Annotated in this window: 21 protein-coding genes; 12 read left to right on the top strand and 9 right to left on the bottom strand. The window is 70.5% G+C overall.

The window, feature by feature from the left end; translation table 11 throughout:
- Positions 1-17 precede the first annotated feature (17 nt).
- Positions 18-494 carry a GtrA family protein gene (locus ACFSVL_RS00725; protein ID WP_378299335.1) on the top strand — a complete coding sequence of 159 codons (477 nt, stop codon included), beginning with the start codon at positions 18-20 and terminating at the stop codon, positions 492-494.
- On the opposite strand, the gene ACFSVL_RS00720 is transcribed toward ACFSVL_RS00725, so the two are convergent.
- Positions 484-1,038, bottom strand: a complete 555-nt coding sequence (locus ACFSVL_RS00720; RefSeq protein ID WP_378299334.1) for a GNAT family N-acetyltransferase — start codon at positions 1,036-1,038, stop codon at positions 484-486. The genes ACFSVL_RS00725 and ACFSVL_RS00720 overlap by 11 nt on opposite strands.
- A 50-nt stretch (positions 1,039-1,088) precedes the next feature.
- On the opposite strand from ACFSVL_RS00720, the gene ACFSVL_RS00715 reads away from it, so the two are divergent.
- The gene (locus tag ACFSVL_RS00715; protein ID WP_378299332.1) at positions 1,089-2,303 is read left to right on the top strand and encodes a winged helix-turn-helix domain-containing protein; all 1,215 of its coding nucleotides are present in this window, start codon (positions 1,089-1,091) and stop codon (positions 2,301-2,303) included.
- Positions 2,304-2,933: 630 nt separating this feature from the next.
- On the opposite strand, the gene ACFSVL_RS00710 is transcribed toward ACFSVL_RS00715, so the two are convergent.
- Positions 2,934-3,809, bottom strand: coding sequence for a DUF4097 family beta strand repeat-containing protein (locus ACFSVL_RS00710; RefSeq protein WP_378299384.1), 876 nt, complete (start codon positions 3,807-3,809; stop codon positions 2,934-2,936).
- A gap of 287 nt (positions 3,810-4,096) precedes the next feature.
- Positions 4,097-4,618 carry a toxin-antitoxin system HicB family antitoxin gene (locus tag ACFSVL_RS00705; RefSeq protein WP_378299330.1) on the bottom strand — a complete coding sequence of 174 codons (522 nt, stop codon included), beginning with the start codon at positions 4,616-4,618 and terminating at the stop codon, positions 4,097-4,099.
- A gap of 83 nt (positions 4,619-4,701) precedes the next feature.
- On the opposite strand from ACFSVL_RS00705, the gene thyX reads away from it, so the two are divergent.
- From thyX to ACFSVL_RS00675, 6 genes are all read left to right on the top strand, one after another.
- Positions 4,702-5,460 (top strand): FAD-dependent thymidylate synthase, encoded by a 759-nt coding sequence (gene thyX / locus ACFSVL_RS00700; RefSeq protein ID WP_378299328.1) that lies wholly within the window; start codon positions 4,702-4,704, stop codon positions 5,458-5,460.
- Between the two features lie 10 nt (positions 5,461-5,470).
- Entirely contained in the window at positions 5,471-5,869 is a 399-nt protein-coding gene (locus tag ACFSVL_RS00695; protein WP_378299326.1) for an ACT domain-containing protein, read from the top strand.
- A gap of 451 nt (positions 5,870-6,320) precedes the next feature.
- Complete coding sequence (locus ACFSVL_RS00690) at positions 6,321-7,562, top strand: Nramp family divalent metal transporter (protein ID WP_378299324.1); 1,242 nt, start codon at positions 6,321-6,323, stop codon at positions 7,560-7,562.
- An 84-nt stretch (positions 7,563-7,646) separates the two neighbouring features.
- Entirely contained in the window at positions 7,647-9,152 is a 1,506-nt protein-coding gene (locus tag ACFSVL_RS00685; protein ID WP_378299322.1) for a serine/threonine-protein kinase, read from the top strand.
- Positions 9,153-9,264: 112 nt separating this feature from the next.
- Positions 9,265-10,278 (top strand): 4-hydroxy-tetrahydrodipicolinate synthase, encoded by a 1,014-nt coding sequence (gene dapA / locus ACFSVL_RS00680; RefSeq protein ID WP_378299320.1) that lies wholly within the window; start codon positions 9,265-9,267, stop codon positions 10,276-10,278.
- Positions 10,275-11,972, top strand: a complete 1,698-nt coding sequence (locus ACFSVL_RS00675) for a ribonuclease J (RefSeq protein ID WP_378299319.1) — start codon at positions 10,275-10,277, stop codon at positions 11,970-11,972. The genes dapA and ACFSVL_RS00675 overlap by 4 nt, the downstream gene beginning before the upstream one ends.
- Positions 11,973-12,193: 221 nt before the next feature.
- Here ACFSVL_RS00675 and ACFSVL_RS00670 read toward each other — a convergent pair whose 3' ends face one another.
- The 5 genes from ACFSVL_RS00670 to ACFSVL_RS00650 form a co-directional block, all read right to left on the bottom strand.
- Complete coding sequence (locus tag ACFSVL_RS00670; protein ID WP_378299317.1) at positions 12,194-13,138, bottom strand: EamA family transporter; 945 nt, start codon at positions 13,136-13,138, stop codon at positions 12,194-12,196.
- A 41-nt stretch (positions 13,139-13,179) separates the two neighbouring features.
- Positions 13,180-13,794, bottom strand: coding sequence for an NAD(P)H:quinone oxidoreductase (gene wrbA, locus ACFSVL_RS00665; protein ID WP_378299315.1), 615 nt, complete (start codon positions 13,792-13,794; stop codon positions 13,180-13,182).
- Between the two features lie 47 nt (positions 13,795-13,841).
- The gene (locus ACFSVL_RS00660) at positions 13,842-14,651 is read right to left on the bottom strand and encodes a lysophospholipid acyltransferase family protein (protein ID WP_378299313.1); all 810 of its coding nucleotides are present in this window, start codon (positions 14,649-14,651) and stop codon (positions 13,842-13,844) included.
- A gap of 920 nt (positions 14,652-15,571) precedes the next feature.
- The gene (locus ACFSVL_RS00655; protein ID WP_378299311.1) at positions 15,572-16,243 is read right to left on the bottom strand and encodes a hypothetical protein; all 672 of its coding nucleotides are present in this window, start codon (positions 16,241-16,243) and stop codon (positions 15,572-15,574) included.
- Positions 16,244-16,563: 320 nt separating this feature from the next.
- Positions 16,564-16,800: a hypothetical protein gene (locus ACFSVL_RS00650; RefSeq protein ID WP_378299309.1), complete on the bottom strand. Its 237-nt coding sequence runs from the start codon at positions 16,798-16,800 to the stop codon at positions 16,564-16,566.
- Between ACFSVL_RS00650 and ACFSVL_RS00645 the strand changes: the two genes are divergently transcribed.
- Both ACFSVL_RS00645 and ACFSVL_RS00640 read left to right on the top strand, forming a co-directional pair.
- Positions 16,790-19,135 carry a DNA translocase FtsK gene (locus ACFSVL_RS00645; protein WP_378299307.1) on the top strand — a complete coding sequence of 782 codons (2,346 nt, stop codon included), beginning with the start codon at positions 16,790-16,792 and terminating at the stop codon, positions 19,133-19,135. The two genes, ACFSVL_RS00650 and ACFSVL_RS00645, sit on opposite strands and share 11 nt — an antisense overlap.
- Positions 19,136-19,200: 65 nt before the next feature.
- Positions 19,201-19,584 carry a hypothetical protein gene (locus tag ACFSVL_RS00640; RefSeq protein ID WP_378299305.1) on the top strand — a complete coding sequence of 128 codons (384 nt, stop codon included), beginning with the start codon at positions 19,201-19,203 and terminating at the stop codon, positions 19,582-19,584.
- A gap of 258 nt (positions 19,585-19,842) precedes the next feature.
- On the opposite strand, the gene ACFSVL_RS00635 is transcribed toward ACFSVL_RS00640, so the two are convergent.
- Positions 19,843-20,355, bottom strand: coding sequence for an amino-acid N-acetyltransferase (locus ACFSVL_RS00635; protein ID WP_378299303.1), 513 nt, complete (start codon positions 20,353-20,355; stop codon positions 19,843-19,845).
- Between the two features lie 159 nt (positions 20,356-20,514).
- On the opposite strand from ACFSVL_RS00635, the gene ACFSVL_RS00630 reads away from it, so the two are divergent.
- Both ACFSVL_RS00630 and ACFSVL_RS00625 read left to right on the top strand, forming a co-directional pair.
- Positions 20,515-22,563, top strand: a complete 2,049-nt coding sequence (locus ACFSVL_RS00630) for an acyltransferase family protein (RefSeq protein WP_378299301.1) — start codon at positions 20,515-20,517, stop codon at positions 22,561-22,563.
- A 107-nt stretch (positions 22,564-22,670) separates the two neighbouring features.
- Positions 22,671-26,912, top strand: a complete 4,242-nt coding sequence (locus ACFSVL_RS00625) for an AAA family ATPase (RefSeq protein ID WP_378299299.1) — start codon at positions 22,671-22,673, stop codon at positions 26,910-26,912.
- The last annotated feature ends 52 nt before the right edge of the window (positions 26,913-26,964 follow it).

Raw genomic sequence — 26,964 nt, 5'->3', positions numbered from 1 at the left:
CTGCCAGGATCGGACACGTGCCTGGGGTGCCGATCGCCGACCGTTTCGCCGGACTGTGCGCCGCCGTCGTGCGGATCCTGCCGTTCGGGCTGTCGCGGCTCGTCGCGCCGAGCTTCCTCGGTTTCGCGGTGATCAACGGCTTCACGTTCGGCGTCGACCTGCTGCTGCTGACGTTGTTCCACGGCGGGCTGAAGTGGCCGGTGTGGCTGTCGATCAGCATCGCGTACGTGGTCGCGTTCGGGTTGAGCTTCGTGCTGAACCGCGCGCTGAACTTCCGTTCGCACGCGCCGGTGGGCCGCCAGGCGGTGCTGTACGTGATCGCTATCGGAGTGAACTACGTGGCGTTCCTGCTCGGGCTGGGGGCCGGATTGTCCGCGCTGGGCATGGAATACCACCTGTCGCGGCTGATCGCCGGGGCGTGCGAGGGCGTGTTCATGTACTCGGTGATGCGCTGGGTCGTCTTCGCGAAGCGCGAAGAACCGGTCAGTGCGTGAGTTCCAGTTCCAGCGTGCCGGTGAGCCGGACTTCGCGCAGCGTGCCGCGTCCGGTGTCGAGGGTGCGGACAGTGCCGTCGGGGGACCAGCCCGCCCGGCGGTAGAACCCGAGCGTCGCGTGGTCGGACTGCGCGACCCAGGTGATGCCTCGGCTCAGCCCGTTCGCGCGCAGGTCGGCGGCGGCGGTCGCGAGCAGCCGTCCGGCGTGCCCGCGGCGGCCCCAGCGCGGTTCGACCACCAGCGACGCGATCAATCCGGGGGTGTCCTCGGGCTGCGATCCGTCGGCCGCGGCGGCTTCGTCCTGCGGGGCCGGTCCGGCGACGCAGTAGCCGACCGTGAACGTGCCCTCGGTGGCCAGGTAGACGCGGGAATCGGGGTACTCGATCGTCTCGGCCCAGGTGCCTTCGAGATCGGCCTGGTCGAGTTCGTCGATGGCTTCGGCACCCAGAAGGCCGGCGTAGGCCGCCCGCCAGGTCAGCCGCTGGATGCGGGCGATCTCCGCGGCGTCGGACGGGTTCGCGGGACGGACTTCGGCGGCACTCACGCGGGCAATGTACCGAAACTGTCGGGGGTGGCTGGCACCATGGCGGAATCATGCAGACGATCAGCCTTTCCGCCGCCCGCCGCACCGCTTTGGCCGCGCAGGGGTTCGCCGACCCCCGGCCCGCTTCGGCCCCGACCCGGCGGCACCTCGCCAAGGTGCTGTCCCGGGTCCAGCTGCTGCAGCTGGATTCGGTCAACGTCGCCGTGCGCGCGCACTACATGCCGCTGTTCTCGCGTCTGGGCGGGTACGACCCGGCGCTGGTCGACGACGCCGCGTGGAGCCATCGCGCGCGCAGGCCGAGGCTGCTGGTGGAGTCGTGGGCGCACGAGGCCAGCCTGCTGCCGGTCGAAGACTGGCCGCTGCTGAGGTCCGGCGCGAAACGGGACGGCTGGTGGCGGAATTACACCAAGGTCGTCGACACCGTGCCCGGCCTGCTCGACGACGTGCTGGCGGTGGTGAAGGAACACGGCCCGATCGGCGCCGGGGCGATCGAGAAGGCACTGGAGACCGAGGCGGTCCGGCGCGGGCCGGGGGCGTGGTGGGAACGCTCGGTGGTGAAGAAGGCGTGCGAGTACCTGTTCGGCGTCGGCCAGCTGAGCACCGGGACCCGGCGGTCGTTCGAGCGGCTGTACGACCTGACCGAGCGGGTGGTGCCGCCGGAGATCTTGTCCCGCAAGGTGTCCGCCGAGGAAGGGGCCCGCGGCCTGATCGACCGTTCGGCGCGTGCGCTGGGCGTGGCAACGGAAACCGACCTGCGCGACTACTACCGTCTCGGCCCGGACGTCTCCCGGAAAGCCGTGCAGGAGCTGGTGGAGGAGGGCGTCCTGGAGCCAGTCCAGGTCGACGACTGGCGCGCGGTCGCGTACCGGCACACCGAAGCGCGCACGCCGCGAGCAGTGTCCGGGCGGGCTTTGCTGTGCCCGTTCGACCCGCTGATCTGGGAACGCGCGCGGACGGAGCGGTTGTTCGGTTTCCGGTACCGGATCGAGATCTACGTGCCGGAGCCCAAGCGGGAGTACGGGTATTACGTGTTCCCGTTCCTGCTGGACGGAGCGCTGTCGGCGCGAGTGGACCTGAAGTCCGACCGGGCGGCCGGGGTGCTGCGAGTACAGGGCGCGTTCGCCGAGCCCGGAGCCGACCAGGCCCGGGTGGCGGCGGAACTGGCCGGGGAGCTGCGGACGATGGCCGAATGGCAGGGGCTGGACGGCGTGGCGGTGGGGGAGCGAGGCGATCTGTCCCGGGCGTTGCGGCGCGCGGTCAAGTGAGCGGGGGGTCGTGAGCGGGGATCACGGTTAGAACCGGGATTGCCGCTCACGACACCCGCGCGGAGGCCTTTGCTGCGGCTAGGGCTTTGGCGGGCGCGGGTCTTCGCCGTAGCCGCTGTGCTTGGGCGCGTGCAGGAAGTCCCCGGGGCGACTGTCCTTGGCGCGCGGTCGGATCCGTGCCGAGCCAGCATGCCTTGGCGCGCACGGGAAGTGCTCGGCGGTCGCGGTTCGGCGGAGATAGGAACCTTCGTGGCGGTTGCCGTTTGGCGTGGATGGGAATCCCGTGGCGGTTGCGAGCTGGTGCGCGTGGGAGTCTTCGCGGTGGCTATGCCTTGGCGCGGGCGGGAATCCCGTGGCGGCTGCGGCCGGCGTGCGTGGGAATCCTTGCGGCCGTTGCGGCTTGGCACGCACGGAAGTCCTCGGCAGCCGTGACTTAGCCTGCGGGAAAGCCACGCCGCCGCATGCCTGGCGCGCGAAGGGAGTCGAGCACAGCACGAAGCGGCGGGCCACCCGGAGTCCTCCGGTGCGGCCCGCCGCCTCCCCCTTGCATCCGGTTGCTCGGCGCACCCTGGGATGTGCGGTAACGGGTGTGTCGGCCTGAGCAGCCGGGATGTTTCGCGCGCGAAACCGTCAGCCGGCCGCGCGGGTCACTACGGCGTTGCCGGTTCCGGTGCGGGCGCGGACTTTCAGCGCGACCGCGCCCTCCGGCGGTGTGTCCGAGACGTCCAGCTCGCTCGAAACCCGCCCGGCCGCCGAGGCCAGTTCGACTTCCGCTCGCACTCCGCCGCGGATGCCGACGCGTACCTCGCCTGAGCCGGTGATCAGTTCGAGCGAGCCGGAAGCCGCGTCGGCCACGGAGAGGTCGCCGCTGCCGGTACGGGCCATTACGTCGCCCTCGACCGCGCCCAGCCATACGTTTCCGGTGCCGGTGCCGAGCGTCGCCGGTCCGGAGATCGACGCCGCTTCGACCGAGCCGCTTCCGCTGCGCAGCTGCAGGCCGGCCAGGGTCGGGCCGAGCTTGACGGCTCCGGTGCCAGTCCGGACGGTGGCCGCGCCGTCCGCTCGTTCCAGCGACACCTCGCCGGACCCGGTGAGGATGTCCGCGCGGCCGGCGGCCCCGGTCACCGTGACGTCCGCCGAGCCCGCGCGCACTTCGAGGTGCGACCCGGCCGGCGCGTGGACCGTCACCGCGACCGGCACGTTCCGCAGCTGCCACGCCTTCGCCGCCCGCACGACGACCCGGTTGCCGGTCTTCTCGATCCGCGCCTGGCGCACCGCGTCCGCGACCGAAAACTCCGGCATGCCGCCGAGCTGTTCCCCGAACTTCTCGCCGACCCACGACAGCAGGCTGCTGACCCCGTTCACCCACGACGGCTGTTCGCCCGCGTCGTGCTGCAGCCGCACGGTCACCCCGGACTCCCGCCCGAGCACGACCTCGACCCGCCCGATCGTGACGCCCAGGTCCAGCTCGACCGGACCGTCCGCCTCGAAGTCCTGCAGCCGCACGTACGGACCCGGCTCCGCGGAATCCGGACCGGTCCCGGCCGTAGAGTCCGAAGTGGACTCAGCGACGGATTCGCTGGAACTCGCGGAACTGTCCGAAGCGGACTCGGAGGCCGCCGCGGCCCCGCCTTCTGGCGGGCCAGCCGCAGCATCCGACGCGGCCGCGCTTTCCGAGCCCGCCGCGGAAGCCGCGCCGCTCCCGCCTTCTGTCCCGAAACCAGGCTCCCCAGCCCGGCCTTCGGTGTTCTTCCCCTGATCGTCCCGGTTTTCGCCCATGGTGGTGCCCCCTTCTAGCCTTCGACCCAGCCGTGCAGTTTGCTCTCGGTGCGGCCCCCGCCGCTGCCGCTCTCCTGCCAGCGGTGGTGCCGTTGCTGGTGCTGCTGCGCCTGGCCGAGCGCCCCCTGCACGGCCTGCGCCACGAATGTGTTCAGCGAAACGCCCTGCGCGGCCGCCGCCTGTTCGGCCTGGCCCTTGATCTGCTCGACCAGCCGCAGCGTGATCCGCGAGATGTCGCCGCCGTCGATCGGCGGCGCGGGGGGCGGCGGGGGAGGCGCGGAGGACGAACTGTCCTCGCCGCCGGTCACGACCACGCGCACGTCGCGGCCGTCGAGCCGGACGTCCACGACCTGGCCGGGCAGGGCGGCGGTCACCTCGGCCGCCAGGTCGGCCAGCGCGTTCATGAGCGTCAGCCGGACTGCCGGTTCCAGAGCAGAGGACAGCAGCGCGGCCGCCCGCCGGGTCTGCTCGTCCCCGGCGGAGGCCGTGTTCGCGAGGTCTTCGCGAAGGTTCGCGATGTACGGCGTCAAGTCCATGACACCACTATGGCGTCACGATGACGTCAGGTCAAGGCGCGGTGATGTCACCCGTGCTGCCGGGTTAGGCTGGCAGAGCCGACATGAGGGGAGCGAGACCGGTGCCGCCCAAGGTGCAGCTGATCGCGAAAACCGAGTTCTTCCCGCCCGAGGACGTGCCGTGGTCCACCGATGCGGACGGCGGCGAAGCGCTCGCCGAGTTCGCCGGGCGCGCCTGTTACCAATCCTGGGAGAAGCCGAATCCCGCGACCGCGACCAACGCCGGCTACCTCGAGCACGTCATCGACGTCGGCCACCTGGCCGTGCTGGAGCACGGGTCGGTCACCTTCTACTTCTCCGGGATCTCCCGCTCGCTCACCCACGAGCTGATCCGGCACCGGCATTTCTCCTACTCGCAGCTGTCGCGGCGCTACGTTCCCGAGCGCGACGCCGAGTTCGTCGAGCCGGAGGTCATCGCCGAAGACCCGGTGCTGCACGAGAAATTCGTGAAGGCCACGCAGGCCAGCGCGGCCGCGTACGACGAGCTGCTCGCCGGGCTGGAGGAGAAGTTCGCGGACACGCCGAGCGCCACCCTGCGCCGCAAGCAAGCACGGCAGGCGGCCCGCGCGGTGTTGCCGAACGCGACCGAAACCCGCATTGTCGTCACCGGCAACTACCGCGCCTGGCGGCATTTCGTCGCGATGCGCGCCACCGAACACGCGGACGTCGAGATCCGTTCGCTGGCCGTCGAATGCTTGCGGCAGCTGCACAAGGCGGCGGCCAACGTGTTCGCCGACTTCACGATTTCAACCCTGCCCGACGGCACCGAGATCGCCTCGAGCCCGAAGGTGCTGGAAGGCTGACAACGCACTGATGAAACACCTGACGATCGACCTCCGCCCCGGCCCGTACTCCGTGGTGCGGCTGCCCGCCGACGCCCCTGTTCCGGTCGAGCTGCTGGAGCCGGGCGAGCCCTCGCTCGTGTCCGTGACCCGCACGCCGGACGAGCTGTCGGTGATCTGCCCGACCGGCCGCGAACCCGAGGGCGGCACCGTCGAGGAGGGCTGGCGGCTGTTCACCGTGCGCGGGCCGCTGGAATTCACCCTCACCGGCATCATCTCCGCGCTCGCGTCGGAGCTGGCGGCGGCGGGCGTCGCGCTGTTCTCGCTGTCCACCTTCGACACCGACCACATCCTGGTCCGCTCGGACGACCTCGACCGTGCCGTGGCGGCCTTCCGCGAGGCCGGTCACGAAGTGCTGCTGCCCGCCTGACCAGAGTCCGTGAAGGGACCCTTCACGGACTTTGGTTCCCTATGCCGGGAACTTGAGCTGCGCGGCCGCACATTTGCTGACCGTCCATAAAGGACGCCAACGTGACCGAAATGCCCGATTGCTGGCCAGGTGACCGTTTCTTCAAGTCCGTGAGGGACTCCTTGAGGGAATCAGATTCCCTCAAGGAGTCCCTCACGGACACCCGCTCCCGCCGCCCGCGTCGGCTCCGGCACGAGCCAGCCCGGTCCGCCAGTCGCTTCGGCCTGGGCAGACGCGCCTCAACCGCGCCCATAACGCCGCCTGAAGTTCCTGGCATTGATCCTGGTTCCCTCAAGGAGTCCTTCACGGAACGCCGGCGGGCGTGGAGCGTGGCGCAGCACACCCTTGCCCGACAAAGTTCGGCATGCCTAAACTTTGAGTTAGGGCATCCGACATCAGGGAGTGGGCGCACATGGCGGTGGCGGAAGCGGCACGTCCGCGCGGTGCGGCCCGGCTGAGAGCGGGCGCGGCGCTGCTCGGGCCGGCGTTCGTCGCCGCGATCGCGTACGTCGATCCGGGCAACGTGGCCGCCAACGTCAGCGCCGGAGCGCGCTACGGCTACCTGCTGGTGTGGGTGATCGTCGCGGCGAACCTGATGGCCGTGCTGGTGCAGTACCTGTCGGCGAAGCTCGGTCTCGTCACCGGCCTGTCGCTGCCGGAAGCGCTGCGCGACCGGCTCTCCCGCCGCGCGCGGCTCGGCTACTGGGCGCAGGCCGAGGTCGTCGCGATCGCCACCGACCTGGCCGAGGTCGTCGGCGGCGCGATCGCGCTCAACCTTCTTTTCGGGCTTCCGCTGATCGTGGGCGGGCTGATCACCGGTGCGGTGTCGCTGGTGCTGCTCGCGGTGCAGGACCGCGGCGGCCAGCGTCCGTTCGAACGCGTCGTGACCGGGCTGCTGGTGGTGATCGCGGTCGGGTTCCTGGCGAGCCTGTTCGTCGAGCCGCCGTCGGCAGCCGGGATCGCGAACGGCCTGATCCCTCGCTTCAGCGGCGGCGACAGCGTGCTGATCGCGGCCGCGATGCTCGGCGCGACGGTCATGCCGCACGCGGTGTACCTCCACTCCGGACTGGTCCGCGACCGGCACGGCAAACCGGAACCCGAGCGGCGCCGCCGCCTGCTGCGCGCCACCCGCTACGACGTCGGGTTCGCGATGCTGCTGGCCGGCGCGGTGAACCTCGGCATGCTGCTCGTGGCCGCGACGAACCTTCAAGGCCAGCAAGGCGTCGACTCCATCGAAGGCGCGCACGGCGCGGTCGCCGCGGCGCTCGGGCCGGGGGTCGCGCTGCTGTTCGCGATCGGGCTGCTCGCGTCCGGGCTGGCGTCGACGTCGGTGGGCGCGTACGCGGGCGCGATGATCATGCAAGGCTTGCTGCGCAAGAGGATTCCGATCGTGGCGCGCCGGCTCGTCACGCTCGCGCCGGCGATCGTGGTGCTGGCGCTCGGCGCCGATCCGAGCGCGGCGCTGGTGGTGTCGCAGGTGGTGCTGTCGTTCGGGATCCCGTTCGCGCTCGTGCCGCTGATCCGGCTCACCGCCGACCGCGGCCTCATGGGCGCGGACGTCAACCGCCGGACGACCACGGTGCTCGCCTCGGCCATCGCCGCGGTGATCATCCTGCTCAACGTCGTGCTGATCGTGCTCACGTTCACCGGCTGAGCGAGTCCTAACCGGACGGAACCGGCAGGGCCGCCGGAGGGTCGGACTAGCATCTGCGCGAAGCCGACCGAGGAGCCCGACCCCGTGACCGACGAACAGACCCGCCCGCACGACCCGAATCGCACGGCCCCCGCGGGCCGCGTAGTGGCCGGCCGCTACCTGCTGCTCGGCGAACTGGGCCGCGGCGGCATGGGCATCGTGTGGCGCGCGCAGGACCAGGTGATCGGCCGGCAGGTCGCGATCAAAGAGCTGCGGCTGCCCGAAGCCGAGGGCGCCGCGGTGTTCTCCGAACGGATCCTGCGCGAGGTGCGCGCGGGCGGGCGGTTGAACGACCCGGCCGTCGTGACGGTCTACGACGTGGTCACCGACCAGGGCACCACCTGGATCGTGATGGAGCTGGTCGAGGCGCCCACGCTCGCCGACCTGGTGCGCGCGCACGGCCCGATGCCCGAGCAGCAGGCGGCGCTGATCGGGGAGCGGGTGCTGTCCGCGCTGCAGGCCGCGCACGCCGCCGGGATCGTGCACCGCGACGTCAAACCGGCCAACATCATGGTCGCGCCGGACGGGCGGGTGAAGCTCACCGACTTCGGCATCGCGCACGCCATCGACGACCCGCGGCTCACCACGAGCGGGATGATCGTCGGCTCGCCCGCGTTCATGGCCCCGGAGCGGGTCGAGGGCCGCGAGGCGATGCCGGAATCGGACCTGTGGTCGCTCGGCGCGACGCTGTACTTCGCGGTCGAGGGCATCGTCGCCTTCGAACGGCCCACCACGGCCGCCACGCTGCACGCGATCATGACCGAAGTGCCGTACCTGACCCGAGTTCAGGGCCCGCTCGGCGCGGTCATCCTCGGCCTGCTGGTCGCGAACCCGGAAGCCCGGCTCACCGCGGCGCAGGCGCGGGCGCAGCTCACGCACGCCACCGGCCCGACGCAACGGCCGGCCACCGCCGTCATGCCGCAGCAGGAGACCCGGGTGGGCGGCCAGCCGACCCGGATGGCCGAGAAGCCGGCGGGCAAGAGCCGTCGCGGCCTGTGGGCGGGCGCGATCGCGGTGCTGGTGATCGCCGGACTGGTCGGCGGCTTCTTCCTCGGCAAGCCGGTGTGGTCGCCCAAAAAGGACGAACAGCAGGCCGAGACGGTCACCTACGGCCCGGACGGCTACCTCAAGACCCAGTTCTCCTCGTACGAGATCTGCTACAACGCGGTGGTCCAGCCGGGCGTCGTGATCAGTTCGGACAACAACGTCGACTGCAAGAAGAACCACACGCTCGAGGTCTACGACGCCGCCAGCCCGCTGCCGCTGGAGAGCTGGAGCGACGACGACGCCGTCGTGGCCCCGTATCCCGGGCTGGAGGACCTCACCCGGGCGGCCGAGGCGCGTTGTGCGGCGGCGTTCCGCTCCGCGGTGGTGCCGCAGCAGCAGCGCCTCGGGCTGACCTACCGGGCGATCGTGCCGACCCAGCAGGCGTGGCAGGTGCAGCCGGACAGCGACAGCAGCAGCCGCGGCCCGAACCGCAAGATCTACTGTGTCCTTTCGCGCGCCAACAACGACCAGATCCCGGCGCAGATCACCGCCAAGGTGAAGTAGCGGCGCGAGAAGTTCCGCCGGGACGGCCGCGGCGGCGGAAATTCTCCGAAGTTGCCGGTGGCACACCAGGTCGAGGCCGGGTTCGGCGGTTCGACGAGGTACCGTCGTGGCCATGTCCACCTCACCTGCCGCCGCGCCCGGACGTCCGTTCGGCCGCGTGCTCACCGCGATGGCGACCCCCTTCGACCGAGCCGGCGCGCTGGACGTGAAGCGGGCCCAGGAGCTGGCCGAGTACCTCGTGGACCTCGGCAACGACGGCCTCGTCGTCAACGGCACCACCGGCGAGAGCCCGACCACCACCGACCAGGAGAAGGCGGCGCTGATCCGCGCCGTCGTCGAGGCGGTCGGCGACCGCGCGACCGTCGTTGCGGGCGCGGGCACCAACAACACCGCGCACAGCATCGAGCAGGCGCACGCCGCCGCCGAAGCGGGCGCGCACGGCTTGCTCGTGGTCACCCCGTACTACTCGCGGCCGAGCCAGGCCGGGCTGTACGCGCACTTCACCACGGTCGCGGACGCCACCGAGCTGCCGGTCATGCTCTACGACATCCCGCCGCGCTCGATCGTGCCGATCGAGGTCGACACGCTGCAGCGGCTGGCCGAGCACCCCCGGATCGTCGCGGTGAAGGACGCCAAGGGCGACCTGATCGCGGGCTCCGAGGTCATCGCGAACACCCACCTCGCCTACTACTCCGGCGACGACGGCCTGAACCTGCCGTGGCTGTCGGTCGGCGCGGTCGGCGTGGTGAGCGTGATCGGGCACGTCGTGGCGGGCCGGATCCGCGCGATGATCGAGGCCTACGAGGCGGGCGACACCTCGACCGCGCGCACGAACCACCGCGCGATGCTGCCGGTGCTGCGGGCGATGTCGCGCGTCGGCGGCGTCGCGTTCAGCAAGGCTTCGCTGCGCCTGCGCGGCTTCGAAATCGGCGACCCGCGGCTGCCCATCGTGGCCCCGTTCGACGACCAGCTGGAACAGATCGCGGCCGATCTCGCCCAGGGCGGCGTGCCGCTGGAAGACAGCGCGGCCTCGGACTGGCATGGTGCACGGGTGGCACAAGCAGATTCGCAGGCGGCCTACACCGCCCCCACCTCGCACACCAGCGTTGGGACAATGCCCCGGTGACCTCACTTCCCGCCGGACCCGGCCCGACGCACCTCCCGCCCGCACTTCCCGAGGGAGCCCTGCGCGTCGTCGCGCTCGGCGGCATCGGCGAGGTCGGGCGCAACATGACCGTCTTCGAATACGACGGCAGGCTCCTAATCGTCGACTGCGGCGTCCTCTTCCCCGAGGACGACCAGCCGGGCGTCGACCTGATCCTGCCCGATTTCCGCGCGATCGAGGACCGGCTCGACGACATCGACGGCCTCGTGCTCACCCACGGGCACGAGGACCACATCGGCGCCGTCCCGTTCCTGCTCCGGCTGCGCCCGGACGTCCCGATCTACGGTTCGCGCTTCACCAACGCGCTGCTCGCGGCCAAGGCCAAGGAGCACCGCCAGCGGCCGAAGCTGATCGAGGTGCGCGAGGGGGAGAAGCGCAAGGTCGGCGCGTTCGACCTCGAGTTCTTCGCGGTGAACCACTCGATCCCGGACGCGCTCGCGGTCGCCATCCGCACGCCGGCCGGCGTCGTGCTGCACACCGGCGACATCAAGCTCGACCAGCTGCCGCTCGACGGGAGGCTCACCGACCTCGCGGGCTTCTCGCGCCTCGGCGACGAGGGCGTGGACCTGTTCTGCGTGGACTCGACCAACGCCGAGGTGCCCGGGTTCGTCATGCCCGAGCGCGACATCGGCCCGGTGCTCGACGACGTCATCCGGCGCGTGGACCAGCGCGTGATCGTCGCGTGCTTCGCCAGCCACGTGCACCGCGTGCAGCAGGTGCTGGACGCCGCGGTCCGGCACGGCCGCCGCGTCGCGTTCGTGGGCCGGTCGATGGTCCGGAACATGGGCATCGCGGCCGAACTGGGCCTGCTGGAGGTGCCCGACGGCCTGCTCGTGGACCTGGACCAGGCCAGCAACCTGCCGGAGAGCAAGGTGCTGTTCGTGTCCACCGGTTCGCAGGGCGAGCCGCTGTCGGCGCTGTCGCGGATGGCGCGCGGCGAGCACCGGCAGATCTCGATCCGCGCGGGCGACACGGTCGTGCTGGCCAGCTCGATGATCCCGGGCAACGAGACCGCGGTGTTCGGCGTCGTCAACGGACTGACCCGGCTCGGCGCGAACGTCGTGCACCAGGGCAACGCGAAGGTGCACGTGTCCGGGCACGCGTCCGCGGGCGAACTGCTCTACCTGTACAACGCGGTCCGGCCGAGCAACGTCATGCCGGTGCACGGCGAGTGGAAACACTTGCGCGCCAACGGGGAACTCGCCATCCGCACCGGCGTCGCGCCGGACAACGTGGTGATCGCCGAGGACGGCGTGGTCGTGGACCTGGTCGACGGCAAGGCCTCGCGCACCGGCCGGGTCGAGGTCGGGCACGTGTACGTGGACGGCCTGTCCGTCGGCGACGTCGGCGAGTCGACCCTGTCCGACCGGCTGGTGCTCGGCGAGGGCGGCTTCATCGCGATCACCATGGCGGTCGACTCGAACACCGGCCGCGCGATGAGCAGCCCGACGATCTCCGGCCGCGGGTTCTCCGACGACCCGAAGGCCCTCGACGCCGTCGTGCCGCTCGTGGAGATGGAGCTGGCGCGCACGGAGGCCGAGGGCATCACCGACACCCACCGCATCGCGCAGGCGGTGCGCCGGGTCGTCGGCCGCTGGGTCGCCGACACCTACCGCAGGCGGCCGATGATCGTGCCGACGGTCATCCCTGTCTGAGCCGGCTCTGATTCAGCGGCGCGCGCCCGCCAGCAGCAACGCGACCATCACGATCGCTGCCTGGCGGGCGAGCGCGTTGCGCGCTCTGCGCTGCTCAGCCCTGCTCGGCCGGTTGTCCATGAGATCCCCCTGGTGTCTCGTGCGGCCCGTCCAGTGTGGCGGGTCCGCGGATAGGACACATCCCGCTCGAGGTTGGTTCCCGCGTCCACCCCGAGAGGGAGTCAGGCCACCGCCGCGGTCTGTCGTTGGACCAGGTAGGCGCCGCCGAGCAGCAGCGCGGCGCCGACCGCTTGCGGCCAGGCCAGCGCTTCGCCGAGCAGCGCCCACGCGAACGCCGCTGCCGCGACCGGTTCGAGCAGCCCGACGACGCTCGCCACCGAGGCGGGCAGGTGGCGCAGCGCGGAGATCCCCGTGACGTAAGGGATCGCCGTCGACAGCACCACCAGGCCGATCAGCAGCAGCCACAACGGCGGCGTCCACGGTCCGAACGGGACGGTCTGGCCGGTCATGCCCATCGGCAGCGTCCACGGCGGCGCGGTGACGCTCACGAGCGCCCCGCCGATCACCATGCCCCAGGTGACCAGCCCGATCGGCTCGCGGTCGGCGACCGCGCGTTCGCCGAGCAGGAAGTACCCGGCCGAGCAGAGCGCCGCGCCGATCCCGGCCAGCAGCCCGATCGCGTCGAGCCGCAGCCCTTGCCACACCTGCGCGACCAGCGCCAGCCCGGCCACCGCCACCGCCATCCCGAACCACAGCATGCGCGGCAGCCGCTTCCTCCGCACCACGCGCACCCACAGCGCGATCAGCACCGGCGACAGGAACTCCAGCAGGATCGCGATGCCGACCGGGATCCGTTCCGCGGCAATGAAATACAGCAGCTGCGTACCGGCCACGCCGAGGGCTCCGTACCCGAGCAGCGTCGGCCATTCCCCGCGCCGGACCCGCAGCGTGTGCGGGGCGAACACCAGGGTGCCGATCAGCAGCAGGACTCCCGCCGTCCCGATCCGCAGCACCGCCACCTGCTCCGGCGTCATGCCCGCGCCCATCACCGGTTTCGCGAGCGTTCCGGACGTGCTGAAGAAGACCGCGGCGAGCAGCACGAGGGAGAGGCCGCGGCCCCGGTGGATCACCCGGGGCGGGGGCGCGACGGAGAGTTCGGTGGTCACGCGCGGGACACTACGGAGCGGGACGATCCAGCGAAACCGAGTTATTCCAGGCGCTTCAGACCGGTCGAGACGTGGGTCGCGATGGTCGCCAGCCGTCGTCCCTGCAGCCGCAACGCCTGGAGCGCGGTGTCGTCCGGAGCCGCGGATTTGCGCGAGACGAACGAGCCGCCGTATGGGTTGCCGGACTCCAGCAGATGCGGATCCCCGTAGCCGAGGGGGACGACGATCGCGCCCCAGTGGTAGAAGATGTTGTTGATGGCCAGCACGGTCGCTTCGAGGCCGCCGTGCGCGGTGGACGCCGACGTGAACGACGTCGCCACCTTGTCGGCCAGTTTCCCTTGCGCCCACAGGCCGCCCGTGGTGTCCACAAAGGACTTCAGCTGCGCGGCTGGGCCGCCGAACCGGGTCGGCGTGCCGAACGCGAGCCCGTCGGCCCACTCCAGGTCGGCCAGCGTGGCGAGATCGTGGTGCGGCCCGGCGTCGACCCAGGCCTGCCAACGCCGGTTGCTGGCGACAGCTTCCGGCGGCGCGGTCTCGGCGACGGTGCGGACGCGTACCTCCGCGCCGATCTCGCTGGCGCCTTCGGCGAGCGCGTCGGCGAGGGCGGCGGTGTTCCCGGTAGCGCTGTAGTAAACGACGAGGATGCGGGTGCTCACGTCACGTGACCCTAGCCGGGCTCAGCGAGGTGTCCCACGATCCGGACTCAGCGCTGCGGCTTCCAGGGACTGACCGTGTCGGTGGGCCGCGTCGGGTCGTGGAAGCGCGGGCGGATCGGTTCGTGGCGGCGCAACGGGACCAGACCGTCGGTGATCGCCTGCATGATCTTGGCGTGCGCGCGAACGCCCGCGCCCGGCCGCTCCGGCTCGACGTCGGAGAGGTCCACCGGCGTCCCGAAATGCACCTTGAACCGGGGCCGCCGCAACGGCGCGCTCAACCCGGATTTGGCCAGCGGCACCAGATCCGCGGGCCCGTTCACCGTTTCCGTGCCCCAGTACACGGCCTCGTGCGCGCCCCACTGGCTGATCGGGATCACCGGCACTCCCGCCGCGAGCGCGAGCCGCGCCGCGCCGGTCTTGCCGCGCTCGGGCCACAACCCCGGGTCGTGGCTGATCCGCCCCTCCGGATAGACGACGATCGGCTCGCGCGTGGTCCGCAACGCCTCCGCCGCCTCGGCGAACTGCCCGATCGCGGTCGCCGCCTTCGCCCGGTCCACGCGCAAATGCCCGCTCACTTTGAGCGCCGGGCCGATCACCGGAGCGTCGAGAATCCCGCCGGCGAGCATGAACCGGGGATTGATGCCGATCCGCTTGCACGCCGCCATGAGCACGAAGGCGTCGAACACGCCGATGTGATTGGCCGTCATGAGCAGCGGCTTGCCCCGCAGCTCCCGCGGCACCGACCCGGTGACGGTGAGCCGCCCGACGAGGTTCACCAGGCCCCGGTCGATGTTGAGCATCGTCCGCCAGATCGCGGGGGCACGGCGCGAAGGCTCGTCCTGTTGCAGCGCGAACATGCGCAGAGCATTTCATGCGCCCGGCGGACTGGCCGGAGGTGGTCTGGCCGGTCGTCGATCGCGCGTGAGGCCGCCCCCCGTCGGCTGCGCCGTGTCGTGCGCCGCTGCGAGACGACCGAAGATTCGCGAATGTCTGAAAGATTCCTGAAATCCGCCTCTTCACTCTTCCGGGGGTGTGCTCATTCAGGGGTGATCGGGATGCTTTTTCCTGGGTCGCCTCTGCGGCTTGCGGGAACCCGGGCGAGAGTATTTCGGGAGGGAATATTCCTCGCGCTGTACGGTCGGGTTCTCTTTCTTCCTCCCGTTGCTCGTTGGAGCATTGTTCCTTTTCCTTTTTGAGGAGGGTTCGTGTCTCGTCTGGGTATTACTCGAAAATCTGCGATACTGGTTTCGGTGATGGGGATTTCGTTGCTGGGTGTGGTCGGTTCGGCAGATGTCGCAGCGGAGGGGGTGTCGAATGGCTGTGTGACAGTGGTGGAAAAGATTCCTGGGCAGCACGGAAGATCGAGGGTAGTCTCGCGTGAGTGTTCTTCTCCGGGGCGGACGGTCCGTGCGCCTGCGGCCAGCGTCCTGCTGGTGACCTTCTACGGGGACGTCGGGTACGGCGGCAAGCATGACGACGTGTACGGTTCGTCCGGGTCGTGCGACTCGGACGGATACGGTCTGTCTGATCTTCGCGACGCCACTAGTAATGTCGACGGGATTAGCTCGTATATCTACGGAAATGACTGCAATGTGCAGACTTTCTGGTATGACACAGGTTATTCCGGAGCTTCCTCAAGGCAATCGTGAGGACTGCCCGTGGGTCGGTAACGATTTGAATGACCATGTCTATTCGATGAAGCTGAGGCATGGCTGACGTTCGTCGCGCCGCTGCTCGGCGTTCCCTGCGGGGCCGCCGAGCAGCTTGCTGACCTCGATCAGGGCAGTTTCGCGACCGTTGTCGTGTCTGTGTAACAGGCGTCGAGCCACATGGGGCAGCTGGTCATGGCCGGAGTTTTGTCTCCTGCTGGTTCCGCTTCCGGCTTGATGTCCTCATGGGAGAGCAGCATTCCGATTTCGTTGTCGAAGATGAGGCGATACGTGATTTTCCGCTGGGGGTCGGTGTGGCTGATGGCGGTGCCCGGCCGTCCCATGCGGTCGGTGGTGGGTCCTTCGTCGATCAAGTCCGGCAATTCCGCTAGTCGGGTAAGAAGAATTTTATTCAGAAATGGCGGCACGACCTGGCTCTGCCATATCGTGATGAACGCTTTCACTGCTCCGCCGGTGATGGACCGTTGAATATTTTCACGCAATCGCAATGCTATTTCAGGCAGGTCTTCGGAAGACAGGAACCGCCCGGGCAGGCCGCCGGCCGGATAGTGTCCGCTCGGCTGGATCTCGACATCGCCTCGAGTGACGAGCAAACGTCCGGATCCGTCTGGTGCGATCCACTGTCTCCGATCGAGGAATTCGGTACTCGCTGACTGTATCGGGATGTTGCCCGCCTGGTCCAGAAGTCGGGAGGTGTGTCGGTACCACCCGGCGGTGTGGACGTAATGGTAAGTGCCGCTGCCGCGTGGTTCCGGCGCGGTCGTGGTGCGATCGGACAAGCGAAGAAGGGTTTCGGCGGAACTCGGCATCGAACCTCGGCTTCCGGGTCGCGGAATTGGGAATATGATGCTGGCATGTCATTGGCATTCTCGGCCAGCGCGAGTGACGGTTCGGCCGGTGGGCAGGTTCGAGTGCGTGCGCTTGCTGGCCCTGGCGTCGGTCGTGCTTTCGGGGCGACGCGGCGAGCAGGGGAGCCTCGACACACGGCGGCCAGGCGGACGGTGTGACGAAGGTCCGGTTCCGGGAGGCGAGCGACGTCCAGAAGACGATTGTTTCGGGTGCGCTGCGAGTGGCACATGTGACTATCGGTCCTCTCCCGTTACCGTGGAGGCATGGCTGGGTCGGCGACGAGGAAGCGGAGCACGGCGGGAAGCGGCGGGAAGGCACCGGCGCGTAGTTCGCGTACGCCGGCGAAGTCTCGGACTGCTGCCGCCAGCAGGTCGTCGAAAGGCGGCTCGACCAGGGCCAAGAGCAGCGCCCGGCCACGGACGTCCAGTGCCCGCCGCCCTGCTCCGCGGCGCAAGAACGGCGCGTTCGGGCGTGGGGTGCGCGGCACGTGGAACCTCGTTGCCAAGGGAGTCGGGTCGCTGGCCCGTACCGTCGGGCGCACCCGGGAACTCGAAGCCGAACACCGGCGCGACGGGCTCGCGCTCGGGCTGATCGCGCTGGCCATCGTCGCCGCGGTCGGGGTGTGGTGGCGCGCGGCGGGGCCGATCGGGGCGGGCGTCGAGGTCGCCACGCGGACGGTGCTCGGCGCGGGGGCCGTGACGCTGCCGCTGGTGCTGCTCGTGGTCGCGGTCGCGCTGATGCGGTCGGAACCGAGTCCGGGGACCCGTCCGCGGATGGTCATCGGCACGGTGCTGGTCGTGCTGTCGGTGCTCGGGATGCTGCACATCTTCACCGCGCTCCCGGACACCAACGACGGCCGGATGTACGCGGGCGGCATCCTCGGCGCGTTCTCCGGCGGGCTGCTCACCAAGGGTGTCACCACGTGGGTCGCGGTGCCGCTGCTGATTCTCGCGCTGCTGTTCGGCGTGCTCGTGTTCACCGGCACGCCGGTGCGCGACATCCCGCACCGCCTGCGCACCTGGGGCCTCGACGAGCATGAGCTGGCTGAGTACGAGGCCGGTCAGCACGACGAAGAGCCCGAGGACAAAGAACCCGAGGCCGACCCGAAGTCGGTGCGGCTGCGCAAGCCGTCGCGGCGGCGCCAGGCGAGTGCCGACAAGGACGGCGAGCAGCTCGACATCGACGCCGCGCTCGCCGAGCCCGCCACGCCGATCCGGCCGCCGAAGCCGGTCGCGCCGCCCGCCGACGTGCCGGAGAAGAAGCCGAAGAAGGCTCCGGAACCGGCGTTGTCGGTCACCCGGACCGTCGAGGGCGACTACACCCTCCCGCCGCCGGACCTGCTGAAGCTCGGCGACGCGCCGAAGTCCCGCAGCAAGGCCAACGACCAGATGATCGAGGCGATCACCGGCGTCCTCGACCAGTTCAACGTCGACGCGCAGGTCACCGGCTTCACCCGGGGCCCGACGGTCACCCGGTACGAGGTCGAGCTCGGCCCGGGCGTCAAGGTCGAGAAGATCACCGCGCTCACCAAGAACATCGCCTACGCGGTGGCCACCGACAACGTCCGGCTGCTCGCGCCGATCCCCGGCAAGTCCGCGGTCGGCATCGAGGTGCCGAACTCCGACCGCGAGATGGTGCGCCTCGGCGACGTGCTGCGCGCGCCGTCCACGGTCAAGGACAACCACCCGATGCTGATCGGGCTGGGCAAGGACATCGAGGGCGAGTTCGTCACCGCGAACCTCACGAAGATGCCGCACCTGCTGGTGGCCGGTTCCACCGGTTCCGGCAAGTCGAGCTTCGTGAACTCGATGCTGGTGTCGCTGCTGGCCCGCTCGACGCCGGACGAGTGCCGGATGATCCTGATCGACCCGAAGATGGTCGAGCTGACGCCGTACGAGGGCATCCCGCACCTGATCACGCCCATCATCACGCAGCCGAAGAAGGCCGCCGCCGCGCTGGCCTGGCTCGTCGAGGAGATGGAGCAGCGCTACCAGGACATGCAGGCCAACCGGGTCCGGCACATCGACGACTTCAACTCCAAGGTGCGCTCCGGCGACATCACCGCGCCGCCGGGCAGCGAACGCGAGTACCGGCCGTACCCGTACATCATGGCCATCGTCGACGAGCTGGCCGACCTGATGATGACCGCCCCGCGCGACGTCGAGGACGCGATCGTCCGGATCACCCAGAAGGCCCGTGCCGCGGGCATCCACCTGGTGCTCGCGACGCAGCGGCCGTCGGTCGACGTCGTCACCGGCCTGATCAAGACGAACGTGCCGTCGCGGCTCGCGTTCGCCACGTCGTCGCTCACCGACTCGCGGGTCATCCTCGACCAGCCGGGCGCGGAGAAGCTGATCGGCATGGGCGACGCGCTCTACCTGCCGATGGGGGCCGGGAAACCGGTCCGCATCCAGGGCGCGTTCGTTGGCGACGAAGAGATCGCGGCGGTCGTCAACTTCGCCAAGGAACAGGCGCAGCCGGACTACAACGAGGGCGTCACCAGCGCCAAGGCGGGCGAGAAGAAGGAGATCGACCCGGACATCGGCGACGACCTCGACGTCCTGCTGCAGGCCGCCGAGCTGATCGTCACGTCGCAGTTCGGGTCCACCTCGATGCTGCAGCGCAAGCTCCGCGTCGGCTTCGCCAAGGCGGGACGGCTGATGGACCTGCTGGAAAGCCGCGGCATCGTCGGCCCGTCGGAGGGCTCGAAGGCCCGCGACGTGCTGATCAAGCCGGAGGAGCTGGAGTCGGTGCTGTTCATGATCCGCGGCGGCTCCGACGCGGGCGGAGCGCCCGCCGGCGGCGAGGACGAAGACTTCTGAGCGGCGCGTGCAACCCGGCGGGGCGTCCGGCTCGTCCAGTACGCATGGACCTCAAGAAGCTCGCAGTGGGTATCGGGACGGCCGCCGCGCTGGCCGGATGCGCGGGCGGTTCGGTCGCTCTCGCGCAGACGCCCCGGCCGGCGGCCGCGGAGCCGGGCCAGGACGTGGCCATCGAGCGCGGCCAGGAAGTCCAGGTTTCCGGACGGGACCTCACCGTGCGTTACCGCGACCTGGTCTCGGACTCGCGCTGCAAGCCGGGACGGCAGTGCTTCGTGGCGGGCGACGCGGTGGTGTCGCTGGTCCTGACCGAGCCGGGCCGCGGCGAGCACACGTCGGTCCAGCTGCACACCGACCGGCCGGGCCCGCACGAGACGACCTACGCGGGCACGACGGTCCGGCTGGCCGACGTGACCGCGACGGGGGACCGGATCACCGTGCACGTCTCGTGAGCGGCTGGGCCGGTTCTAACCGGCGGCAGCACTCACGAGGGCCGACCTGCTGCACGGCACGTCAAGGCGCGGTTGCTGCGGGAACGTTCCGAGCAGCGCCTCGTGAGTGTTAATCGCGGTTAGAACCGGGATTAACACTCACGACCCACCACCTGAGGCCGTTCGTCGCTGCGGACTGCGCCAGGGCCGCCAGCGGGTTGCGTGGGCCGGACGTGGGTCCTCGTGAGCGGCTAGGCCGGTTCTAACCGGCTTGCGCACTCACGAGAACTCGAGCAGCATCCGCGAGTTCCCCAGCGTGTTCGGCTTGACGTACGGCAGGTCGAGAAACTCCGCGACCCCCGGGTCCAGCGACCGCCGCATCTCCTCGTACACCTCGTGCGACACCGGCGCGCCGTCGATCTCCACGAACCCGTGCCCGGAGAAGAACGACGTCTCGAAGGTCAGCACGAACAGCCGTTTCAGTCCCAGTTCGCGGGCCTCTTCGACGAGCCTGCCGACCAGCGCGCGCCCGATCCCGCGGCCGCGCGCCGCTTTGTCGACCACGACCGTGCGCAGCTCGCCGATGTCCTCCCACAGCACGTGCAGCGCGGCGGCGCCGAGCACGTCCTCGTTCTCGTCGGCCGCGACCCAGAACTCCTGCACCGCCTCGTAAAGCGTGACCAGATCCTTTTCGAGGAGCACGCGGCCGGCGTCGGAGTCGACGAGGGCCTTGATCTTGCGGACGTCGGCGATCCGCGCGCGGCGGACGGACGGAGCGGGGGAGTCGGGCACCTGGTCAAGATAACTACCGTGCGCACCGGGTGCGCCGAGCGGCTCCATCGGGGGACCCCGGATGCGTGACGGCGCGGGCCGTCACGTATAGCTAGTGGTCGCACATGACCAGTAGTCGGCGGCCCCGGGGCCGGCTACCGGCCCTCGGGAGGAACCTGCATGTCCGGTAGCACCGCGGTCGCCCCGGAACGTCCCGGCACCCCGCCGGCCGGACCGAGCGCGCAGGCCCGGTTCCGCCCCGAGCTGCAGGGAGTCCGGGCGCTGGCGTCGGTGCTGGTGGTCGTCTACCACGTCTGGTTCGACCGGATCTCCGGCGGCGTCGACGTGTTCTTCCTCGTCTCCGGGTTCCTGATCACCGGCCAGCTCTACCGGGCGCTGCTGCGCGGCCGGATCGAGCTGCGCGCCACCTGGGGCCGGATGATCAAGCGGCTCTTCCCGGCCGCGATGACCGTGCTGCTGACCGTCGTGGTCGTGTCGCAGCTGCTGCTGCCGCAGGACCGCTGGTTCCAGACCATCCGCGAGGTGATCGCCTCCGCGCTGTTCTACGAGAACTGGCAGCTCGCGGCCGATTCCGTGGACTACTTCGCCCAGCACAACAGCGCGAGCCTGGTGCAGCACTTCTGGTCGCTGTCCATCCAGGGCCAGTTCTACCTGCTGTGGCCGCTGCTGTTCGTCGGGCTCGGCCTGCTCGTGCGCCGGCTCGGCTGGTCGCTGCGGAGCACGGTGAACCTGGTGCTGATCGTCCTGTTCGCGGTCTCGCTCGCGTACTCGGTGTACCTCACCGGCGCCGACCAGCCGTTGGCCTACTTCCACGGCCTCACCCGTGTCTGGGAGTTCGCGCTCGGCGGCCTGATGGCGATGTTCCTCGACCAGGTCTCGCTGCCGCGGCTGCTGCGCATCGGGCTCGGCTGGATCGGCGTCGCCGGCCTGGTGCTGTGCGGCGTCCTGCTCGAGGTGGACAGCGTGTTCCCCGGCTGGATCGCGCTGTGGCCGACCGTCTCGGCGGGCCTGGTGCTGGTGGCCGGGCAGACCGGCAGCGTGCTCGGCGCGGACCGCTGGCTCAGCTCGAAATTCCTCGGCTACGTCGGCAATCTCAGCTTCTCGCTGTACCTGTGGCACTGGCCGGTGCTGGTGTTCTACCTGATCATCCGCGACCGGACGGAGGTCGGCCTGCTCGGCGGCGCGTTCGTGGTCGGCCTGTCGTTCCTGCTCTCGATCCTGACCTACCACCTGATCGAAAACCCGATTCGGCTGTCGAAGATCGGCACCGCGAAACGGTGGGGCGCCTACCGGTTCGGCGTGCTCGCGCTGGCTCCGGTGCTCGTCACGAGCGGGGTCTGGCAGGGCGTGAGCAGCGCGCGGGCGAACTACGAGATCGCCATCGGCGACCCCGACCATCCGGGTGCGGTCGCGCACGCGCCGGGCTTCGTCTACCGCGGCGAGCCGTCGCCGTCGATCGTGCCGCCCACGGTGAAGCTCGCCGACGACTGGGCCCGCACGCGTCCGGACCAGTGCTCGATCTCGCCGCGCAACAAGGAACTGGAGATCTGCACGGAGGCCCCGGAGGGCCCGCCGACCAAGCGGATCGTGCTCGTCGGCGACTCGCACATCCAGCAGTTCCTCGCCTCTTACCGGCCCGCGGTCGTCTCGGACGGCTGGGAGGTCACGACCATGCTGAAGGGCGCGTGCCCGTACTCGTCCGGCTCGGAGCTGATGCCGGGCGACCAGAACTGCCTCGACTGGAACAAGGCCGTCACCGACGAACTGCTCGACACGCGCCCGGACGCGGTCATCATGCTCGGCACGCTCAACTCCAAGCCGGGGCCGAACGAGACGACGCCGAAGGGCTTCGTCGACGTCTGGTCCACTTTGGACGAAGAGGGCATCCCGGTCGTCGCCGTGCGCGACAACCCGCGCTACACGTTCAACATGGCCAGCTGCGTCGCGCAGCGGAGCCCGGCCGACCCGGCGTGCTCGGTGCCGCGGCCGGACGCGGTGGCCGCGACGCCGGCGTGGGAACAGGTCGACAACGTCCCGGAGAACGTGACGTTCATGGACTTCACCGACTACTACTGCGACCAGAAGCGCTGCCGCGCGGTCGTCGGGAACGTGCTGGTCTACATGGACGACAACCATCCGTCCGCGACGTTCAACACGACACTCGCGCCGATGGCGGTCAAACAGCTCAAACACGCCCTGCAGTGGTGACCGCGCGGGACGACTTCGCCGACTAGCCGTCGCGGAGCGTCCCGGGTTGGGCACAATGGGACGGCGGCGGGTTCGCCGCACGGGCACCTGAGGGGGAGCTGGTTTCTTTGACGCGCGCAGGGTGGGACGCATTCCAGGCCGCACAGTCCGAGGCGGCGGCGGGCCGGACGGCCGCGCTGACCGGCCCGGACGGCGCCGGATGGCTGCTCGTCCCCGGCCAGGCGTGGCAGCGGCGGCTGCCGGACGGGACCTGGCAGTACACCCAGCCGCCCGCCGATCCCGGCTACCGCGGGGCCAGCAGGCTCGTGCCGCCGCCGGGCGCTCCCGGTCCAGGAGGCCCCGGCCCGGGCGGCTACGGCGCGCCGCAGCAGTACCCCGGCGGCCAGCCGGGCTACGCCGCCCCGCCGCCCGGTCCGGGCAACGGCGGCCCGCCCCGGCAGCCTTATCCCGGACCGCCGAGCAACCCAGGCGGATTCGCCGGTCCGCAAGGCAACCCCGGTCCGCCGAGTAACCCCGGTGGTTTCGCTGGACCGCAAGGCAATCCCGGTCCCGGCGGCTACCCCGGGCCGTCCGCGCCGCAAGGCACTCCGGGCGGCTACCCCGGACCGCAAGGCAACCCCGGATACGCCGGACCCCCTGCGCCCCAAGGAAACCCCGCCGGATACAACGGCCCGCCCTCCCCGCCGCAGGGCTACCGTCCGCCGCAGCCGGGCTACCCGCCCGCGCCGCAGGGCACCCCGTGGTCCGGACAAGTCCCGGCGCAGCCGCCGCCCACGCCGCCGCAGCCCGCCGCACCGGCCCCCGCGAGCGCCCCGCCCTCCCCGCCGCAGGTGCGGGTGGAAAACCTGGGCCGGGCCGGGATGTTCGTCGCCGGCGCCGACTCGATGGCCGAGTTCGTCACGCGCGCCACCCGGGTGGTCGCCTGGGCGGACGCCACCCGGCACGGCACCGCGAACGGCCCCGGCGAGCCCCCGCCGCCCGAGCCGGAGCGGCCGGGTTCGGACGGTTCCGGCAACAACATGCTCGGCGACATGGCGCGGCACAGCCGGTCGGTCACGCTCGACCTGCTGGCCGCGGGCAACCGGATGTGGCAGCGCAAGGAACAGTCCCGCTACGAGAAGGCCTACGAGGAATGGCAGCAGGCCTACGCCGAGTGGGAGAAGCGCGAAGCGGCCCGGATGACCGCGGGCACCAAGCAGCCGAACCCGTTCATCCTGCTCGTGGGGGAGGCGAACACCGGCCAGCGCCGGTTCACCCGGGCGCTGAAGGCGTCGCTGACCGACGCCGAGGTCGGGTTCGACACCGCCGAATTCTTCGACTGTGTCGCCCTGCTCGCCGAGTACGGCAACGACCCGGTCGAACGCTCGGTGCCCGCGACGATCAACGACATCGAGAACGGCGGCTCCGCGCTGCTGCTCGTCGAACGGGTCGATGCCCTCTTCGAGAAGGACGCCGCGGGCACGGTCCGGCTCCTGCGCAACTACGCGCGCGACCAGGACAGCTGCCGCCTGATCATCCTGGACGGCACTGAGAAGGTGCTCGACCAGCTCAGCACCGAGGCCCCGGACCTGGTGCAGAACATGCTGCAGTACCGGCTGCCCCGGTTCGACCGGCCCGCCGAAGCGGCCGCGCTGCTCAGCGTCCTCGCCCAGGAACGGTCGTTCGGACTGCCCGCCGACGTGCGCGACCGGCTCGCCGCGCTGGCCACCGAGCCCAGCGCCCGCACGGTCGAGACGCTGCTGGACGCCGCCTCGCGGCAGGCGATCAGCCGGGGCGCGATGCCGGGCAGCCGGATCGAGATCGGCCATCCGGACATCGAGCCGCTCGTGGCCGCGGCGGGCCAGCGCGGCGGATCCTCGATCGAGGAGCTGCTCGCCGAGCTGGACGGGATGATCGGCCTCGCCGCGGTCAAGGAACGGGTCCGTTCGCTGACGTCGGAGATGACGATCGACGCGCGGCGCCGGGAAGCGGGCATGAAGGTCGCCGTGCGCAGCAGGCACCTGCTGCTGACCGGGAATCCGGGCACGGCCAAGACGACCGTCGCCCGGCTGCTCGGCAAGATCTACCGGGCGCTCGGCGCGCTGCCCAAGGGCCACGTCGTCGAGGTGACCCGCACCGACCTGGTCGGCGAGTACATCGGCGAGACCTCGGTGAAGACCCGTGCGGTCGTGCAGCGGGCCGTCGGCGGGGTCCTCTTCATCGACGAGGCGTACAACCTCGCGCAGGGCAAGGACGACGAGTACGGGACGGAAGCCGTCGCCGAACTGCTCGTGCAGATGGAAAGCCACCGCGAGGACATGGTGGTCTTCGCCGCGGGCTATCCGAAGGAGACAGACGCCTTCCTGGAGTCCAACCCCGGCCTGCGCTCCCGGTTCGCCGAGGCCATCGAATTCCCGGACTACTCCAACGACGAACTGGCGCAGATCTTCCAAGTGATGGCGAAGGGCCAGGGCTACGAGCTGTCCGCCGATCTGCTCGCGGCGCTGCCGGAAGCCGTGCGGCGGATCCCGCGCGGCCGTGGCTTCGCGAACGGCCGGTCCGCGCGCGTGCTGCTGGAAGCGGCGATCGGCAAGCAGTCCACCCGGTTGACCACCGACGGCGGCGCGGACCTCGTCACGCTCGTCGCCGCCGATCTGCCGCAGCCCGGCGAGTCCGGGGTGGGCGCGGTGGACGACGCCGGTCCGCGGCGCAGTCTCCCCGAACTGCTGGCCGAGCTGGACGCGATGATCGGGCTCAACTCGGTGAAGCAGCGCGTGCGGTCCATGGTGGACGAGATGGCCGTCGACGCCCGGCGGCGCGACGCGGGCATGAAGGTCGCGGTCCGCAGCCGCCACCTGCTGTTCACCGGCAATCCCGGCACGGCCAAGACGACCGTTTCGCGGCTGGTCGGGCAGCTCTACCGCGAGCTGGGCGTCCTGCCGTCCGGTCACCTGGTCGAGGTCGGGCGCGGCGATCTCGTCGCCGAGTTCACCGGTCAGACCGCGCCGAAGACCCGAGAGGTGTGCGAACGGGCCGCGGGCGGCGTGCTGTTCATCGACGAGGCCTACAACCTCGTGCGGGACGAGAAGGACGACTACGGCAAGGAAGCCGTCACCGAACTGCTGGTGCAGATGGAGAACCACCGCGAGGACCTGGTGGTCTTCGTCGCGGGCTATCCCCAGCAGATGGATGAGTTCCTGGAGTCCAACCCGGGGCTGCGGTCGCGGTTCTCCGGCCGGATCGAGTTCCCGGACTACACCAACGAAGAACTCGCCGGGATTTTCACCGTGATGGCGAAGGGCCAGGGCTACGAGCTGTCGGCGGACCTGCTCGCCGCGCTGCCCGAGGCGATCCGCCGGATCCCGCGCGGCCGGGGGTTCGCGAACGGCCGGTCCGCGCGCGGCCTGCTGGAAGCCGCGATCAGCGGGCAGTCTTCGCGGCTGGCCGCCACGCCGGACACCCCGCCGGACCAGCTGGCGGTCCTGGTGGCCGCCGACCTGCCGGGCGAAGCCGGCGTCGCGGTCAGCGACGACGCCGGTCCGCGCCGGGGACTGGACGACCTGCTGGCCGAACTCGACGGGATGATCGGCCTGGACGAGGTGAAGGAGCAGGTCCGCGCGCTGGTCGCGGAAACCCGGCTGGACGCGCGCCGCCGCAAGGCCGGGCTGCCGGTCGGGGCGCGCAGCAGGCACCTGGTGTTCACCGGGAACCCGGGCACGGCGAAGACGACCGTCGCGCGCCTGATGGGGCAGCTCTACCGCGAGCTGGGCGTGCTGCCGTCCGGGCATCTGGTCGAGGTCGCGCGGCCGGACCTGGTGGGCGAGTACATCGGCCAGACCGCGCCGAAGACCCGCGAGGTGTGCGAACGGGCGATCGGCGGGCTGCTGTTCGTCGACGAGGCCTACACGCTGGTCCAGGGCTCCTCGACGGGTGCCGACTTCGGCACCGAGGCGATCGCCGAACTGCTGGTGCAGATGGAGAACCACCGCGATGACCTGATCGTGATCGCGGCGGGCTACCCGGCGGACATGGACCGCTTCCTCGACGCCAACGCGGGCCTGCGGTCCCGGTTCGGTGCGACCGTGCACTTCGCCGACTACGACAACGCCCAGCTGGCCGCGATCTTCACCGCGATGGCGGGCAAACAGGGCTACCGCCTCGACGCCGGGCTCGCCGAAGCACTGCCCGGGTTCATGGCCGGCCTCGACCGCGGAACGGGTTTCGCCAACGGCCGTTCGGCCCGCGGCCTGCTCGAACGCGCCATCCGGGCCCAGGCGATGCGGCTGGCCGGCCCGGACGTCGACCTGGAGGCGCTGGACGACGCGGAGCTGACCCTGCTGACCGCCCCGGACGTGTCCACCGCGGAATAACCCGCGCGGACTTGCGCCGATCGGCCGTCCGCCGGTCCGTGAAGGACTCAGA

Origin of the sequence: Amycolatopsis silviterrae (genome assembly GCF_042684085.1) — a bacterium.
Lineage (GTDB): Bacteria > Actinomycetota > Actinomycetes > Mycobacteriales > Pseudonocardiaceae > Amycolatopsis > Amycolatopsis silviterrae.
The sequence above is the reverse complement of the archived record's forward strand: the minus strand, read 5'-3'. Positions and strand labels throughout refer to the sequence as shown.